Here is a 16,036-nt window from a genome sequence, read left to right as displayed (position 1 = left end):
GGGGGGGTAAAGTGTCCGTTTTGCGGACCCATTTTCAGCGGAGTCCCGCACGGGCCAGGACACGTCGGCAAAGAGCGGTCTATGCCGTGAGTCTTTCGCTCGTCGTGTATCTGCTGCTCGGATTGCTGGCCGGTCCTGTGGCGGCCGCTGCCGAACTGAGCCTGCTCAAGTTGTCCAAGCCGCACCCGGTTCCGGCCACACCGGTCGGGGCGAAGCCGAAGGCGCGTACCGACGAGGCCGCGCAGCACGCCTGGAAGGGTGCGCCGAAGGTGACCTGGCCCGCGGCCGGGACCGCGACGGCGGCGATACCCGCGGCGGGCACGGCCCGTAAGGCGGCCGGTTCGCTCCCGGTACGCCTCCGGCAGAGCGCGGCCCGAACACACACGGCCGAGGGAGCCACCGACCCCGGCCCACAGCAGGCACAGGTGCAGGTGCTCGGCCAGGACACCGCTAAGCAGCTCGGCATCGACGGCGTCGTGATCGCGGTCAAGCCCGCTCAGGGCGCCAAGGGCGCAGTCGACGTCCAGGTCGACTACTCCGGCTTCCGCAGTGCCTACGGCGGTGACTGGGCGTCCCGGCTGCAGCTGCGCAAGCTGCCCTCCTGCGCGCTGACCTCCCCGACGGCCCCTGCGTGCACCGCCGGCGAGGCTCTGACGACGGACAACGACACCAAGGCCGGAACGCTGGCGGCGGCCGTGGACCTGACGGCCGCGACGGCCTCCACCGCCGGTACGCAGACCGCACCCGTCGGCAAGGCGCAGCCGGCCGCGCGTTCCGTGACCGGCCTGAGCGCCACCGACGGCACCGTGCTGCTGGCCGTGACCGCTTCGGCGGCCGGTGCCGCCGGTGACTTCAAGGCGACGTCGCTGGCCGCGTCCGCGTCCTGGTCGGCGGGCGGCAGCAACGGCGGCTTCTCCTGGACGTATGGCATCGACACCCCCGAGGCGGCCGGCGGTGTGCAGCCGGACCTTTCGCTCGGTTACGCCTCCCAGTCGGTCGATGGCCGGACCGCGGCCACCAATAACCAGGCGAACTGGATCGGCGACGGCTGGTCGATGGACCCCGGCTACATCGAGCGGCAGTACGTGTCCTGCGCTGACGACACGTCGGGCAGCAACACCACCGCCCAGGTCGGTGACCAGTGCTGGAAGAAGGACAACGCCGTTTTGAACCTGAACGGCCACAGCAACACACTGGTCAAGGACGACACCACTGGCGAGTGGCACCTGGAGAGCGACGACGGCACCAAGGCCGAAAAGCTCACCAGCTCCACGAACAACAACGGTGACAACGACGGTGAGTACTGGAAGGTGACCACACCGGACGGGACCGTCTACTACTTCGGCCTCAACCGCCCGGCGGGCTGGACCACCGGCAAGGACGAGACCAACTCCACCTGGACCGTGCCGGTGTACGGCAACCAGGCCGACGAGCCCTGCCACGCCACCGCCTTCGCGGACTCCTGGTGCCAACAGGCGTGGCGATGGAATCTGGACGCGGTGGTCGACCCGCACGGCGACGCGATGACGTACTACTGGGCCAAGGAGTCCAACTCCTACGGCCGCAACGTCAATCCGGACACCGGCGCCGCCACGTCCACCCCCTACACCCGCGGCGGCTACCTCAAGCGCATCGAGTACGGCCTGCGCTCCAGCAACTTCTACGCGACGCCCGCGGCGAAGGTCGACTTCACCGTCGCCGAGCGCTGCCTGACCGACTGCGGTACGTTCGACAAGGCCCACGCGGCGAACTGGCCCGACGTGCCCTTCGACCAGTACTGCGCGACCGGCGCGACCTGCACCGGGAACTACTCGCCGTCGTTCTGGACCCGCAAGCGGTTGACGAAGATCGACACCTCGGTGCTGGTCGGCACCGCCTTCAAGCCTGTGGACACCTGGGACCTGACCCAGCAGTTCCCGGCCACCGGCGACGGCACCTCGCCCGCTCTGTGGCTGGCCTCGATCGCCCGCACGGGCCACACCGGTACCGGCGATGCCGCGCTGCCCCGGGTGACCTTCCTCGGCCAGCAACTCCACAACCGGGTCGAGGGCGCCACGACCGGGGGCTCACCCGACCCGGTACCGCCGATGATCCGCTACCGGGTCTACGGCATCGACAGCGAGACCGGCTCGAGTCTGGGTATCACCTACACGGCCAGGGACTGCAAGGCGGGCGACGTACCGTCCCCGTCGTCCAACACGCGCCGCTGCTACCCGGTTATCTGGTCCCCGCCCCAGGCCCCCGGCGCCGAGTACGAGCCGTACCTGGACTGGTTCCACACCTATGCGGTCGCGCAGGTGCTTGAGCAGGACAACACCGGCGGCGCACCCGCTAAGGAGACCGATTACAGCTATGTGGGCGGCATGGCCTGGGGCAAGGACGAGGACGAGTTCACCAAGGCCAAGTACCTCACCTACGGCGAACGGAAAGGCTACGGCCTGGTCCAGGTCCGCACCGGCGCCGGCTCGGACCCGAAGACGCTCAAGGAATACCGCTACTTCCGGGGCATCGACGGCGCCCAGGTCACGACCCACGACGGCGCCGCCTACACCGACCACAGCTCCTACGCCGGCATGACCCGCGAGGAGATGACGTACAACGGTGACGGCGGCAAACTGCTAACCGCCACCAGCTACGAGCCCTGGCACGGCCCGGCGACCGCCAAGATGAGCCGCACCGGCCTGTCCGCGCTGTCGTCGTACGCCACCGGCAACGGCTCGGAATCCACCGCGACCGCGGTCGGCACCGGCTGGCGCACGACCAGGACCGAGCGCACCTATGACGCGGACGGAAAGGTCCTCACCGAATCCCGGCTCGGCGACACCGCCAAGTCCGGTGACGAGGAATGTGCGACGACGACGTACGCGCCCAACGCCGCGGCGAATCTTCTGACGCTGATCGCCGAGGTCCGGACCGTCGCCAAACCCTGTGGCACGACTCCGTCGTTGCCCGCGGACCTGGTCTCCGTGGAGCGCCACTATTACGACGGCGCCACCAGCCTGACCGCCGCGCCCACCAAGGGCGACATCACCCGCGTCGACGAGCAGGACGCGGCCGGCACCGGTTACCTGACCACCGCCACCCACACCTACGACCAGCACGGCCGTGAGCTGGCCGAGACCGACGCGCTCGGCCACAGCACGACCACCGCCTACACCCCTGCCACCATCGCGGCGCCGACGTCCTCGACCGAGACCAACGCGCTCGGCCAGACCGTCACCAGCGAGTACGACCCGACACGCGGTGTCGTGACCGGCTCGACCGACGCCAACGGCAAGCGCACCGACGCCGTCTACGACGGACTCGGCCGACTGACGAGTGTCTGGAAGCCCGGCTGGGCCAAGGCCGCCCACGCCACTCAGCCATCGGTCCAGTACGCCTACTCCATCTCCCGTACCGCCGCGAATGTAATCACAACCAAGGCGATCAAGAGGGACGGCACCTACAGCACCATCTACAGCTTCTACGACGGTCTGCTGCGCCCCCGCGAGACGCAGACGCCGGCCGCCGGCACGCAGGACCGGCTGGTGAGCGAAACGCTCTACGACACTCGCGGCTTCACCCGCAAGACGTACGGCACCTACTACGCCTCCGGCTCCCCCTCTGCCACGTTGGTCAGCGGCGACGACACCAAGGTGCCCGACGCCACCTCGAACGTCTACGACGGCAGCGGGCGGATCACCGACGCGATCACCGTCAAGTACGGTGACGAGCAGTGGCGTACGACCACGGCCTACGACGGCGACCGCACCACGGTGATCCCGCCGAAGGGCGGCACGGCCACCACCACCGTCACCGACGCGCTCGGCCGCAAGACAGCCCTCATGCAGTACACCGACACGGCTCGGACGGCATCGCAGACCACCACGTACGCCTACGGCAAGTACGACGAGCCGGTGAAGGTCACCGACCCCGCCGGCAACGTGTGGTCCTACACCTTCGACAACCGCGGCCGGCAGACGAAGGCGGACGACCCCGACAAGGGAGTGTCCACCACCGGCTACGACAACGACGGCCGTCCCGTCACCAGCACCGACGCCCGCGGCGTCACGCTGACGACGGAGTACGACAAGCTCGGCAGGAAGACCGCGCTGAAGCAGGGCGGCACCACGCTCGCTTCCTGGACGTACGACACGCTTGCCAAGGGGCAGTTGACCAGCAGCAGCCGTTTCGTCGGCGGCGCCGAGTACACCACCGCGACCGGCGGCTACAACGACCGCTACCAGCCGACCTCCACCTCGGTGACCATTCCGGCCGCGGCCGGCGGACTGGCGGGCACCTACTCCTGGACCTACGGCTACAACGACCAGACCGGTCTCCAGGACTGGACGTTGACACCTGCCGTGGGCAATGTCCCGTCCGAGCGGATCACGACCAACTACAACAGCGACGACATGCCGATCCGCACCAGCCGGGCCGGCGTGGTCCTGGTCGCGAACACGACGTACGACGCCTTCTCCAGGCCGGTGCGCACCGAATTCGGGGGCACGGTCGGCAAGAAGGTGTACCAGTCGCAGCAGTACGACGAGTCCACCGGCCGCCTCATCCAGCAGACCACCGACCGTGACCTGGCACCGCAGCGGATCGACGACACCTCCTACGTCTACGACCCGGCCGGCAACATCACCTCGATCAGCACCGCCAGCGGCCAGGACGCGGCCAAGTCCACCGACACGCAGTGCTTCACCGACAACGCGCTCGGACAGCTCACCGAGGCGTGGACGGCGGCGACCGACTGCTCCAAGGCGCCCGCCACGAGCACCGTCGGTGGCCCGGACGCGTACTGGCAGAGCTTCCGTTACGACCTGGCCGGAAACCGCAGCGAGCAGACCGACCACGGCACCGGGGCCTCCGCGGGGACCGATGCCGTCACCACCTACACCCAGCCCGAACCGAACACCGGGCTGCCGCACGCGGTGCAGCAGACGTCGGTCGCGGGCGGTGCCGACAACGGTGCGACCAGCACCTTCGGCTACGACAAGGCGGGCAACACCACCAAGCGCACCACCGGCGGCCAGGTCCAGGACCTGACCTGGGACGCGGAGGGCCACCTGGCCACCCTCACCCAGGCCGGCAAGACCACCAGCTACCTTTACGACGCCGACGGCAACCGGCTCATCGCCAAGAACGTCGACGGCACTGGCACCCTGACCCTGCCCGACGGCAGCGAACTCAAGCTCGGAGCCGACGGCACCACCAAGACCGGCACCCGCTACTACACGCACAACGGCGACACCGTCGCCGTCCGCAGCGGCGCCACCATCTCCTACCTCTTCACCGATCAGCAGGACACCGCGACCACCGCGGTCGACTCGACCACCTTCGCGATCACCCGCCGCAAGGAACTCCCCTTCGGCCAGATCCGGGCGACCTCAGGGACCTTCCCCGGCACCCAGGGCTTCGTCGGCGGCACCACCGACCCGACCGGCCTGACCCACCTCGGCGCCCGCGAATACGACCCCGTTCTCGGTCGCTTCATCTCCGTCGACCCCGTCATCGACACCGGCGACCCGGCCCAGATGAACGCCTACTCCTACGCTCACAACAACCCGGTCACCCTCTCCGACCCCGACGGCACCCGCCCCCTCGGCCCCACCGACGGCGGCACCACCACCGACAACCAGTGGGCCAACGACCGCGGCATGAACGCCGGCTACACCTACAAGAACGGCAAATGGGTCTGGCAGCAGTCCCCGAAGAAGGACACGACCTCCCGCCAGAAATACGCCGCCTACCAGGCCAACCCCACCCACTACATGATCGACGACGGCTACGCCTACGCCCGCGCCCAGCAGCAGGCCGCCGCAGCCGCCCGGATCAAGGCCCAGGCCGCGGCACGCGCGAAGAAGCTCGCCGAGGAGAAGCGGCGGAAGAAGAACAGCATCTTCGGCAAGATCAAGTCCGGAATCAACAGCGGCTGGGACGCGGCTTCTTCAGGCGTGAAGACGGCTGGTCAGTGGGCCTACGACAATCGGTCCAACATAGTGAAGGTCGCCGCTATCGGCGCCTTCGGAGTCTGCACTGTGGGCACGGCAGGTGCCTGCGCCGCAGTCGGGACCGCGGCATTCACGCTTTCGGTGGCTAATCGCGGAATCGCCTTCGGGCAGAGCAAGAAGACCAACGCCGACTGGGCGGCACTCGGTAGCGGTGTGGCCTTCGACACTGTTGCGTGGCGGGTGAACGTGGTCAGGGAGGGAGGTACGTTTGTCAAGAACCTGCCGCTGCTGTACTCAGTCGGCACCAGAGCAGGCCAGGCTCGCCTGTACCAGCAGGCGGCGGCAGCGGTGTGGGGGACGCTGGGCTGGTAGCCATGGCATGTGAAGTGGCGTGGCGCCCGGCGGTGGGTTTCCACCGGGCGCCACGGTCTCGCGCGGTTGTACAGGATTGGACAGAAAATCCATGGGTCATGATTTGATCGCCAAGTATTCGTCCACTGGAGGCATTGCGCCGGTGGGCATACTCGTCATGGTGGCTCTTTTGGCTGGATTTGTTTGGGATGCTCGTAGGTTCCCGGACGGGCCGTTGCTGCGATGGCTTCTTCCCGTCGGTCTTATCCCATTTATGGTCGGGGCGCTCCTCAATATTCTTGCTCTCATTATCGGTGGGGCCGTGGTCATGGGCGTCGGCTTCTGGGCCTCACGAATTTCGCGCTCCAAGAAGAGGGACGGGCAGCTCTGGAAGTGAACGGAGCTCCCGCCGACGACATGCCAAGCGCGAGTGCCACCGCTCTGACCGAGTGACATCGGAAGAGCGGCAGACCCGGGTGCAAGCGGACGCCTGGCTCCCACACTCGGTACCTCGCCCTATCAGCTTCAGCATGCCGGGAACCCGGTCGAACTGGCGGGTGGGTGAGGTGGCGGGGCCCTGGTCGGCCCAGACTCGGGAGGGGCGGCCGGAGGCGTCGTAGTCCTGGTGGACGTGGGCTTTGTAGAGGGTGTGGTTGTTGTCGGTGCCGTACCAGGTGTCGGTGCGGCGGCCGTGGTCGTCGTAGGCGAAGCGGATCTTGGTGGAGGCCGGCGCTGCGGTGATGAGCTGGGTCAGCAGGTTCGCGTCGTCGTAGCTGTAGGTGGCGGTGCCGCGGGCGTCGGTGAGGGTGACGAGGTTGCCGGCCTTGTCGTATCCGTAGGTGAGGGTGCCGCCGCCGGAGGTGGCGGTGCGGGTGGCCAGGTGCCCGAGGTCGTCATAGGTGTAGGTGGTGGTGCCGGTGGCGTCGGTGCGGGTCCAGACCCGGCCGAAGCCGTCGTAGGTGTAGCCGATGGCGTGGGTGCTGTCGGAGTAGGTGACCGAGGTGATGCGGTCCGCGTCGTCGTAGCCGTAGGTGGTGGTGATGTTCCGGCCGTCCTTGGCCGTGGCCAGGCGTCCGTACTTGTCGTAGCTGAAGGTCTGCCCGCCCAGGGAGCCGCCGGTCACCGGGGTGACGGAGGTGGCCTGGTGGGTGGCGGAGTCGTAGCCGTAGGTGGCGCTGGTGCTGTTGCCCGGGTCGGTGGAGGTGGCGACGGTGCCGTCGCTGTTGTAAGTGACCTTGGCGTTGGCGGCGTTGGCGGCGTTGGCGTCGGTGCTCTCGTCGCGCTGCCCGGCGCCGGTGTAGTGGTAGGTGCTGGCGTTGGACTGGGCGTCGGTCGAGGAGGACGGCAGGTACTTGCTGGCGGGGGCGGTGTTGCCGTAGAGCGCGGACTGCGACGAACCCGTGGGGGAAGTCGTCTTGGTCAGCGACTCGCCGCCGTTGGCGTTGAACTCGTTCGACGTGGTGGACGCGCCGGTCCCGGCACCGATGGTGCTGGTGGACGTGTCGAAGTTCGCGGTGTACGTCTTGGAACGGACGTTGCCGTCGGCGTTGGTGGCCTTGGTGACGTGCGCGGTGTTGTCCGAGGTGAGGTCGTAGGTGGTGTGCGGAACCGTGGAAACCGACTGCGTCTGGTCGGTGTCCGGCGCAGCCAGCAGGGTCTGCGTGGCAGACGGGTACGACAGCCGGGTGACGGAGTCGCCGGGGGAGCCGGTGGCGGTGTTGTGCTGGGTGACGGAGGTGACTCCGCGGCCGCCGTACGCGAACTCCGTGATGCCGCCGCCGGGGTTGGTGATCGACGTCAGTTGGTGGGCGGTGTAGCCGAAGGACGTGGTGCGGTTGAGGGTGTCCTTGGCCGAGGCCAGGTCCCCGGATGCGTTGACGGAGTAGGCCACGGTGCGGACCGCACCGTCGGATGCCGTCTGCTTCAGCGTCGTCACATGCCCGGAGGCGCCCGCGTACACACCGGTCCGCTGCGTGGTGGTGCCCCGTGTCGCCACGATCGAGCCAGGCAGTGCGCCGGAGTAGCCGAGAGTGGTGGCGTTGCCGTTGCGGTCGGTGATCTTCGTGAGTTTGCCGGAGGAGTCGAAGGTCTGCTTGGTCTGGCTGGCGTGGTCGGTCAGCGTGTAGGTGCCGTCGCTGTTCTTGACCAGGTCCGCCTTGAACCCGCCCGGCGCGGTGAAGCCGGTGCCGTTGGAAACGAACAGGCCCGTCACCCCGGCCCGGCCCCGGTAGGTCACCGACCCTTCCTCATGCACCGTCAGCGAGATGTCGTACGGCGTCAGGAGCCACCCGTATCCCGCCGGAGCCGACGTCGAGGTGAAGCCGGAACCCACTGACGCGCTGTTGTAGGAAACCCCGAGGCCGATATCCCCGTTGATGCCGGGTAGCGTCAGGTCGCTGGTGGACACCAGCAGATTGCCCGACGCGACATCCACCTGTGCGGAGACGTGATCACCGGCCGGGAACGACAGCCGCGTCGCCCCCGGCCGCCAGCATCGGCGAGACGTGCGTGTCCTGAAGCGTCGTCAGAGCCGAGCACGTCGTGCCCTGGCACGCCTGCACCTGCCAGTCGAACTGTGTACCGAACGGCATCGACACCGGCAGCGTCAGCCGGGCGACCGAGCCCGACGCGACCGTGACCGTGCCGCCGTTGACCAGATCCCACGCGCCGTTCGCGGCGTAGGTCCCGGCGAAGAACTTCGCCGTGACCTGCCCGCCCGACGGGCTCGAGACCTTCGCCGTCAGCACCGGCTTCACACTGTCCACCAGCGCAACAGCCTGCGTCGGAACATCCGGCGCGGCAGCCACTGCCGGCGCCCCCGACGCGATGACCACCCCCGTGGTCACCACACCAACAACCGCTCCCCAGCGGCCGAACACACATCTACGCACCCGCAGCCCACCCCCGTCAGATTCAGCGCGCCGTCCGGCGGCACGCCTGAGACATCCTGAGGCAGGCCACGTACGGAACGTTGCCGTCCGGCAACTGATTGCGGAGCGTGACGGGGGTGGCGTTCGGTCATCTCGGGAACATTCCGGCGGTCTGCCAGCAAATCACGGGGCAACAGGGACCCTGCCGATGGAGTCCCGGCCCGCGGGAGTCATTGACCGGGGATTGAGCCGGGCAACGAGGAGGGGTGACCTTCCTCATGACATGACCCGCGTCATCCGGGGGAAGGCGCGCAGCCATCGGGGTGCCCCCACGCGGGCATCGAGTCCTCACCGCGGCCGGGCCGACATCGCGGGGCGGCCGAAAGATCCGTGTTATGGCCGGTACCGTCCTGCCGGCCACGGGCCAGTGGCCGGGCCACAGGTGCGGCTGCGGGTCAGCGCCACGGCGTGGGCGGGCCTGGACCGCGGGCACGGGATCCTGCGCGGGCGCCGGGCCCCGGGTGACTGCCGCCGGGACCGGCATCCACCCGGGCCGCGCCGTCGAGGTGTGGCTGCCCGGACCGGACGGACGCGCCGTCCAGGAGTTCGACAGCGAGGTGTTCGACCTCTTGGACGGCGGCCTGCTCAGGACCGGACACCCCGCCACCGCGTCGCGCCGCGGTCGACACCTGGACGGCCGGACCGGGGGTGCATCGGCGGTCACCGCGGTCTGACTTTCCGGCGCCTGACGGATCGAAGGGGGCGGCTCCTGGTTGGCGACGTGCCCGGCAGGGGTGACGGTGCCCGGTGCGGGACGGGTTGTCCGGTACGAAGCGGTCATGATCCTTTCTTCGATGCGGCGTACGGTCTTCGCCTCCGGTGCCGCTCTGGCCGTCCTGACCCTGCCGCTCGCGGGCCCGGCTGCCGCGGCTTCCGTGCCCACATCCGGCACGGCGGGGGAGACGGTTTCCCTTCCGGTGAGCCAGGCGCTGGCGGCGCTTCCGGTCCGGGCGGAGGACCGCACCGGGTACGAGCGCAGCAAGTTCCGGCACTGGATCGACGCCGACGGCGACGGGTGCTCGACCCGGCAGGAGGTGCTGAAACGGGACGCGCTCACAGCCCCGGTCCAGGGCCCGCGCTGCGCGCTGACCGGCGGCACCTGGCTCAGCCCGTACGACGACATGTACATCGACGACGCGAGCAAGCTCGACATCGACCACCTGGTATCTGCACCTACGGCGAGCTGAGAACGCGATGTCCCAGGTACAGCTGTCGACGGCATGGCGCCCACAGAACTCGCCGCAGGCACGCGCCTTTCCGCTCCTCCTGACACTGGAGCTGTGAGCGCTGACGCCCAGGTTGGCTACCAGTGCTCAGTAATGGTGCCGTCAGCGTTGATCTCCTCGCGTACCGTCGCGGCGTGCCGCTTCCAGACCGGCATCTCCGCTTCCGCAGTCGCACGAAGCCAGTCTGTGAAAGAGGCATGGCTGCGGAAGGGAACGTCGCCGTTCATGCCCTCGGAGTAGGACCAGACCTCGGGGTCTGGCCCGGTGCCGCGCATGAACTCGAACTGGTAACCCTGATGCATGGTGAAGACGCGGTCAGTTGGTTCGAAGTGGAAGGGGGAGTCGTTCTCCTCGAGCAGCTCGCGGGCCGCCTCTCCCAGTCCAAGAACGCGGGAGTAGTAGACGTCTTCCCCACGCATGAATCGACCTGCGCCACCGCCGATCAGCGAGAGGAACTCTCGGTAGGCATCTGCCATCGGAACCTGCTGGTCACGCTCGACCGCCAGCACGGCCTCTGCCGGCAGGCCCCGGATCTGCTCGGGGCGGGCCGTGGTCCCATCGGTGATGGCGTGGACGACAGCGCGAACCCGCTGCGCCGCTGTAAGCCTTCCAGGTTCGTCCCACGCGGTCGGCCATCGCTCCGTCGGAGAAGGTACGGCTGAGCTCTCTTCCCGGCGTCGCTTCCACCACATCTGGCACCTCATGCCCTTTGACGACTCGGTCACAGGCTGTCTACCAGAGCGCGAGGTGCCTGGGTCTGTCAGGCCTCGTAGCGGGCCAGGCGCCTGCGCAGGTCCAGATTCTCACCTTGGGCCACCTCCAAAGCCTTGCGAAGCCGGTCAACCTCTGCCCGATGATCCTGCTGTTGGCGTGTGAGGCGCGCGCTCAGCGCCCGCACCGCAGCTGAGGTTGACCGATCTTCCAAGGGTTCTGTTGGCCTCGTCAGAGTCTGCCCGGCCTTGTCGCGGTGCCGTTCGATCTGGGCGCGTAGGTCCGGGCTTCGATACAGGAAGTCGGTGCTCACCTCGGCCTCCCGGGCCACGGCGGTGAAGCTGATGGGCCTTCCCGCCTTGGCCAGCTGGGCGAGGGCGGCGCGGGCCCGTTTCTCGGTTTCCTCGGTCCGGGCACGGATGGCTTGGCGGAGATGTTCGGGCAGCGGTGTCATGCGGTCGGCTCCTGCGGTGGGGTGGTGGCCGGCAGTTCGGGGCGGTCGGCCGCACCGGCTCCGCGTACCGCCCGCAGTTGCCCGTCCTCGTGGACGCTGACCTGGTCCAGGGCGACGAGAACCTTGGTCAGTGCGCGGGTCTCGGACAGGCGACCGGCGAGCCAGATGTTGTCCTCACCCATCGGCTCGCCGTGGCGAACGGTGAACTGGGTCTGACGCCGGGTGATCAGCGCCTCCGACTGTTGAAGCTGGTGTTGGAGTTCCTCGCGATGGCTGGCATCGGTGACGAACTTGTCGCAGCTCAGGCAGGCGTTTCCCTTCGAACAGACTTGCCGGGGCGGCAACATGCACCAGCCGTTCGGCAGAACCCGGTCAGCGCGCTGGTCCAGGTGCAGGAGGTCGTAGAGGTCGCTCGGATCGACCTCGGCGGTCCGGCCGTCGGCCGTCACCTTCTTGTAGCGCAAGAACTCGCGCTCGGCCGTCACCGCCAGGGTCTTGGCGTAGTGCATGGTCATGGTCGGAGTGATGTGGCCCAGGTAGCGCATGACGACGTGGATCGGCACCCCGGCGTTGATCAGGTCGGTCGCCCGGGTGTGCCGGAAGGTGTGGGTCTTGGACACCTTGACGGGGCGGCCGACACTGTCGGTGATGGCCAGCTCCTCGGTCAGCACGCCAAGTCGACTGTGGAACGTCGCCGAAGCGTAGGGCCTCTTCCCGAGCCGGTTGTTCTTGGTCTGCAGGAAGAGATACGGCGGGTCCGTTCCCTCTGGGGCGCCCCGCGCGGCGATGAACTCGCGGGCCCACTTCTGCTGGAGACGGCCCCGGTACAGGTTGCAGAAAATGTAGGCGTCATCCCAATCGTCGAGTTCGACGTCGGCGCCGGCCTCGCACAGCGCCCACACCCAGTCCCCGTACAGCCGGTCCAGGGATGAGCCGACGAAGACGCGTCGGTAGCCGCTCTCGGCCCGCAGACCGTGCGGATGGTCCTCGCGGTGCACCACTTCGACCTGGGCGGTGGTACCCGTGCCGGTCTTCCAGTCCCGGTGCCGCAGCCCCAACGCCTCGCCCAGCCGCAGACCGGTCTCCTCCAGCAGCGTCCACAGCAACCGGTACCGCAACTCACCCGACCAGGCACCGACAACCGGATCCCACAACGCCTCCGACTCGCGCAGTGACGCCATCTGCCCTGGCAGAAGAACAGGGACGGGCTTCACCCGGACCCGGACCTTCACGACACTCGAATGCCGGCCCTGCTTGCGGGCCACATGCTCCAGGAACGGCAGATAGTTGCCCGGCCTGGCATGTACCGTCTCGTACAGACGGCCCGCGACCTCGACCCCACGTGCGGCCTGGTAGCGGTAGAAGCCCAGCACCGCCCGCACCCGACTCGCCACCGTCGCATCGGCCGCCCTCTCCGCGGCGCGCAGCGGGACGACGGCCTCCGCGACCCCACCGCGACGCAACTGCCCTACGAACGTGCCGAGTTCGGTCACGCCGACCGTGTCCCATCCCTGCGAGCGCTACTCCAGGAACGACCACCACAGCGCCAGGCCCCGGGCTTAACTCCTGATCGTGTTCGGTGACCGGTCCGTCCCCCGCAGGTACTCCAGATACTGCTCAGCCGGCTCCGCGACCCGGAAGTCACCCGCGACCACCGTCCACGTCGGCCCGGCCCCGGTCGCCACCCGTTGGGTGCTCGCCACCACATCCCCCTGCCTGTCATCACTGTCAGCGGCAAATAGCCGCTGCACCGGATAACGCAACGCTCACAGAAAGGAAACCGGGCAATCGCCCTCTGTCACGGATGTCAGCGGCAGGCACGTGAGGGGGCGGATAACACCTGGTGCCGCTCGCCGAAGCCTGGGGCAGCGGTGCCTCGGCCTGGACGCCCAAGGAACGACAGGACTACGCGAACGACTTGGGGGACCCGCGGGATCTGGTCGCGGTCTCCGCGAAATCCAATCGGTCCAAGGCCGACAGGGACCCGTCGCAGTGGCTGCCGCCGGCCGCCGGTTACCGCTGCACCTACGTCACCGACTGGATCGCCGACAAGACCCGGTGGGGCCTGGACATCGACACCGCCGAACAGACCGCCCTGACCAGTACCCTCGCCGACTGCCCCGACACCGTCATCACCGTGACCACAGCCCGGTGACCGCCGGTCTCTGGCCGCTGCCCTGCTTGAGGATTCGGCGGCGGGTCCTCCGGGCGGCGTAGCAGGCCGTGCCCTGCCGCTTCGGCGGTCGTTGGCCCGGCCATGAAAAAGATGATCATGCGCGGGGCGCTGACGGCCGCGGCGGTGGCTTTGGCCGCCACGGCCGGTGCCACTCCCGCCTTCGCGGACAACGACAGCAACTTCGGCAGCGGCGTGAACGCCGCGAACAACTGGAACTTCACCGCCGCCGCGGTGTGCCTCCAGGAAGTCGCGGTCGTACCGGTGCTGGGCGACTACGTCAGCGACCACGCCAACAACTGCTCGAACGGCAACGTCATCGACCACACCGCGAGAGCCGTGCAGGGAGTGGAAGGAGATGTGACCAGCGACCTGACCGGCCACTGACACTGATCCGTTTCCGCCGGGCCTGGTGCGCAGCTGGGATCCGTCGGCCACCGTTCCCCTCACCTGACAGCAGCCCGTGAGGGGAACGGCGTGGTCGCCAGCGTGCCGACTACCGGCGGGCGTTCGGCCGGCGGTGGGTGCGGCGGCCGCGCCTGGGCTGGAGTTCGCGCAGGGCGGCGCGGATCTGTGGTGCGGTCGGTGCGGGGCGGCCGTGTGCGGCGAGGCCGTCGAGGAGGTTGTCGACCAGCCGCGTCAGGTTGTCGATCCTCGGCTTGTGCCTCATGGTCGTCTCCTTCGGTCGGGGTAGCGGGGGCCGGTTGCTGCCCCCGTCCATGGGCCGCCCGTGACAACCGGCGGCGCTTCCCGGTGGCAGTGAGTGCCTGACGCTGTCGGGAATCTTGGTTCCCGAGGTTGTTGATCATGAGGAAGATGCCGGGCGAGCGATCCATTTCCGCTGTTCAGGGACTCAGCGGACAGACTGGCGACTCGATGGCGAACGCGGCAGCGGTCTGGTGACCGTTGGGTGAACGCATCGTTCGTGCTATCTGGTGTTGGAGTTGCTGTCGTGTCTGGTGCGTCGAGGACGTTCACCCGTTCGGGGTAGTCGCTTTGGGAACCGCGGCCTTGGTGATTCAGGTGGGTGGGACGGTTGGCGCCTGCGATTTCGGAGGTCCGAGATGTGTGTGCGCTCCCGTACCGGCTGTGTGGTTCCGGAACTGACCGTTCAGGTGGCGCGGGCGTGCAACCCCCACGGCACAACGGCGATGGCCATCCGTGACCATCTCAACGGCCTGTGGAGTAATGAGGACTTTGAGGAGTGGTACCCGCGGGACGGCAGGCCGGGCCTGTCACCGGCTCAGTTGGCGACGGTGTCGGTCTTGCAGTTCCTGCTGGAGCTGTCTGACCGGCAGGCGGCTGAGTCCGTGCGCAACCGCATCGACTTCAAGTACGCCCTGGCCATGGAGTTGGAGGACCCAGGCTTCCACCACAGCGTGCTGGCCGACTTCCGCGAGCGCCTGGCGGAAGAGGGCCGGGCTGACAGGCTGCTCGACCTGGCGCTGGAGAAGATCCGGGCCGTCGGCCTGGTCCGGGAACGCGGTCGACAGCGCACGGACTCCACCCACGTCCTGGCCGCGGTCCGCGACCTCACCCGCCTGGAGCTGGTCACCGAGGCCATGCGCGCCGCCCTGGAGGAACTTGCCCGCCGAGCACCGCACGAGCTGGTCGCCCTGGTCACCGAGGACTGGGGCAAGCGCTATGGCCGCGCCGCCCGGCTGGGCAAGAACCCGTCCAAGCCGAAGACCCGGATCAAGCAGACCGGCGAAGACACCCGCCTGCTCCTGCGCTACGTCCACCGCTACCTGCCCGCCCTGCGCGACGGCGAGCAGGTCCAGGCCCTACGCCAGATCTTCGTGCAGAACTACTTCCTCGACGCGGCGGACCGGCCGCAGTGGCGCGAGCCCGAGGACACTGGCCTGCCGCCCTCGGCCCTGGCGATCGTCTCGCCCTACGACATCGGTGCGCGCTACGCACGCCGCGGCGAGACCCGCTGGAAGGGCTTCCTCGCCCACGTCACCGAGACCTGCGACACGGACACCCCCAGCGTGATCACTGACGTCACCACCACCAAGGCCCCCGTCCACGACACCAAGGCCCTGCCCGGCATCCTCGCCAACCTCGATGCCCGGAACCTGCTGTCGAAGGAGCACTTCGTCGACGGCGGCTACCTCTCCGTCGCGCTTAAACAGCAGCTCGCCCGCGAGCACGGCGTCGGCCTGGTCGGTCCCATCCGGGCCAGAAGCACCCGCCAGTCCCGCAAGGGCACCGTCTTCCACCGCGAAGCGTTCACCATCGACTAGGACGCGAAG

The 16,036-nt window shown here is 68.4% G+C and carries 12 protein-coding genes; 6 read left to right on the top strand and 6 right to left on the bottom strand.

Annotated elements, in window-relative coordinates:
• Positions 1–86: 86 nt before the first annotated feature.
• Positions 87–6,308 carry an RHS repeat-associated core domain-containing protein gene (locus ABZX65_RS23875; protein ID WP_355343438.1) on the top strand — a complete coding sequence of 2,074 codons (6,222 nt, stop codon included), beginning with the start codon at positions 87–89 and terminating at the stop codon, positions 6,306–6,308.
• A 328-nt stretch (positions 6,309–6,636) separates the two neighbouring features.
• On the opposite strand, the gene ABZX65_RS23870 is transcribed toward ABZX65_RS23875, so the two are convergent.
• Positions 6,637–8,721 (bottom strand): DUF6531 domain-containing protein, encoded by a 2,085-nt coding sequence (locus ABZX65_RS23870; protein ID WP_355343435.1) that lies wholly within the window; start codon positions 8,719–8,721, stop codon positions 6,637–6,639.
• A 16-nt stretch (positions 8,722–8,737) separates the two neighbouring features.
• Complete coding sequence (locus ABZX65_RS23865; RefSeq protein WP_355343432.1) at positions 8,738–9,136, bottom strand: hypothetical protein; 399 nt, start codon at positions 9,134–9,136, stop codon at positions 8,738–8,740.
• A 542-nt stretch (positions 9,137–9,678) separates the two neighbouring features.
• On the opposite strand from ABZX65_RS23865, the gene ABZX65_RS23860 reads away from it, so the two are divergent.
• On the top strand, positions 9,679–9,891 hold the full coding sequence (locus tag ABZX65_RS23860; protein WP_355343429.1) for a hypothetical protein: 213 nt from the start codon (positions 9,679–9,681) through the stop codon (positions 9,889–9,891).
• Positions 9,892–9,996: 105 nt separating this feature from the next.
• Entirely contained in the window at positions 9,997–10,404 is a 408-nt protein-coding gene (locus ABZX65_RS23855) for a hypothetical protein (protein ID WP_355343426.1), read from the top strand.
• A gap of 116 nt (positions 10,405–10,520) precedes the next feature.
• Here the strand turns inward: ABZX65_RS23855 and ABZX65_RS23850 are convergent, their stop codons facing one another.
• The 3 genes from ABZX65_RS23850 to ABZX65_RS23840 form a co-directional block, all read right to left on the bottom strand.
• Positions 10,521–10,952 (bottom strand): hypothetical protein, encoded by a 432-nt coding sequence (locus tag ABZX65_RS23850; protein ID WP_355343423.1) that lies wholly within the window; start codon positions 10,950–10,952, stop codon positions 10,521–10,523.
• 251 nt (positions 10,953–11,203) lie between these two features.
• Complete coding sequence (locus ABZX65_RS23845; protein WP_355343421.1) at positions 11,204–11,608, bottom strand: DUF6262 family protein; 405 nt, start codon at positions 11,606–11,608, stop codon at positions 11,204–11,206.
• The gene (locus ABZX65_RS23840) at positions 11,605–13,101 is read right to left on the bottom strand and encodes a tyrosine-type recombinase/integrase (protein WP_355343418.1); all 1,497 of its coding nucleotides are present in this window, start codon (positions 13,099–13,101) and stop codon (positions 11,605–11,607) included. The genes ABZX65_RS23845 and ABZX65_RS23840 overlap by 4 nt, the downstream gene beginning before the upstream one ends.
• Positions 13,102–13,451: 350 nt before the next feature.
• Here ABZX65_RS23840 and ABZX65_RS23835 point away from each other — a divergent pair, with 350 nt between their 5' ends.
• Together ABZX65_RS23835 and ABZX65_RS23830 are read left to right on the top strand one after the other, a co-directional pair.
• Positions 13,452–13,763: an HNH endonuclease family protein gene (locus ABZX65_RS23835; RefSeq protein WP_355343415.1), complete on the top strand. Its 312-nt coding sequence runs from the start codon at positions 13,452–13,454 to the stop codon at positions 13,761–13,763.
• Positions 13,764–13,865: 102 nt separating this feature from the next.
• Positions 13,866–14,168, top strand: a complete 303-nt coding sequence (locus ABZX65_RS23830) for a hypothetical protein (protein ID WP_355343412.1) — start codon at positions 13,866–13,868, stop codon at positions 14,166–14,168.
• A gap of 109 nt (positions 14,169–14,277) precedes the next feature.
• Here the strand turns inward: ABZX65_RS23830 and ABZX65_RS23825 are convergent, their stop codons facing one another.
• Positions 14,278–14,451 carry a hypothetical protein gene (locus ABZX65_RS23825; protein WP_355343409.1) on the bottom strand — a complete coding sequence of 58 codons (174 nt, stop codon included), beginning with the start codon at positions 14,449–14,451 and terminating at the stop codon, positions 14,278–14,280.
• Positions 14,452–14,932: 481 nt separating this feature from the next.
• Here ABZX65_RS23825 and ABZX65_RS23820 point away from each other — a divergent pair, with 481 nt between their 5' ends.
• Positions 14,933–16,027: a transposase gene (locus ABZX65_RS23820; protein ID WP_355343406.1), complete on the top strand. Its 1,095-nt coding sequence runs from the start codon at positions 14,933–14,935 to the stop codon at positions 16,025–16,027.
• Positions 16,028–16,036: the final 9 nt, after the last annotated feature.

It is taken from the genome of Streptomyces sp. NPDC003300 (assembly GCF_040610915.1).
Classification (GTDB): domain Bacteria; phylum Actinomycetota; class Actinomycetes; order Streptomycetales; family Streptomycetaceae; genus Actinacidiphila.
The sequence above is the reverse complement of the archived record's forward strand: the minus strand, read 5'-3'. Positions and strand labels throughout refer to the sequence as shown.

What these genes read in the sequence shown, in the direction of transcription:
- ABZX65_RS23820 (WP_355343406.1), top strand. Translation starts at nt 14,933, where the DNA reads ATGGCCATCCGTGACCATCTCAACGGCCTGTGGAGTAATGAGGACTTT.
- ABZX65_RS23830 (WP_355343412.1), top strand. Translation starts at nt 13,866, where the DNA reads ATGAAAAAGATGATCATGCGCGGGGCGCTGACGGCCGCGGCGGTGGCT.
- ABZX65_RS23825 (WP_355343409.1), bottom strand. Translation starts at nt 14,451, where the DNA reads ATGAGGCACAAGCCGAGGATCGACAACCTGACGCGGCTGGTCGACAAC.
- ABZX65_RS23855 (WP_355343426.1), top strand. Translation starts at nt 9,997, where the DNA reads ATGATCCTTTCTTCGATGCGGCGTACGGTCTTCGCCTCCGGTGCCGCT.
- ABZX65_RS23845 (WP_355343421.1), bottom strand. Translation starts at nt 11,608, where the DNA reads ATGACACCGCTGCCCGAACATCTCCGCCAAGCCATCCGTGCCCGGACC.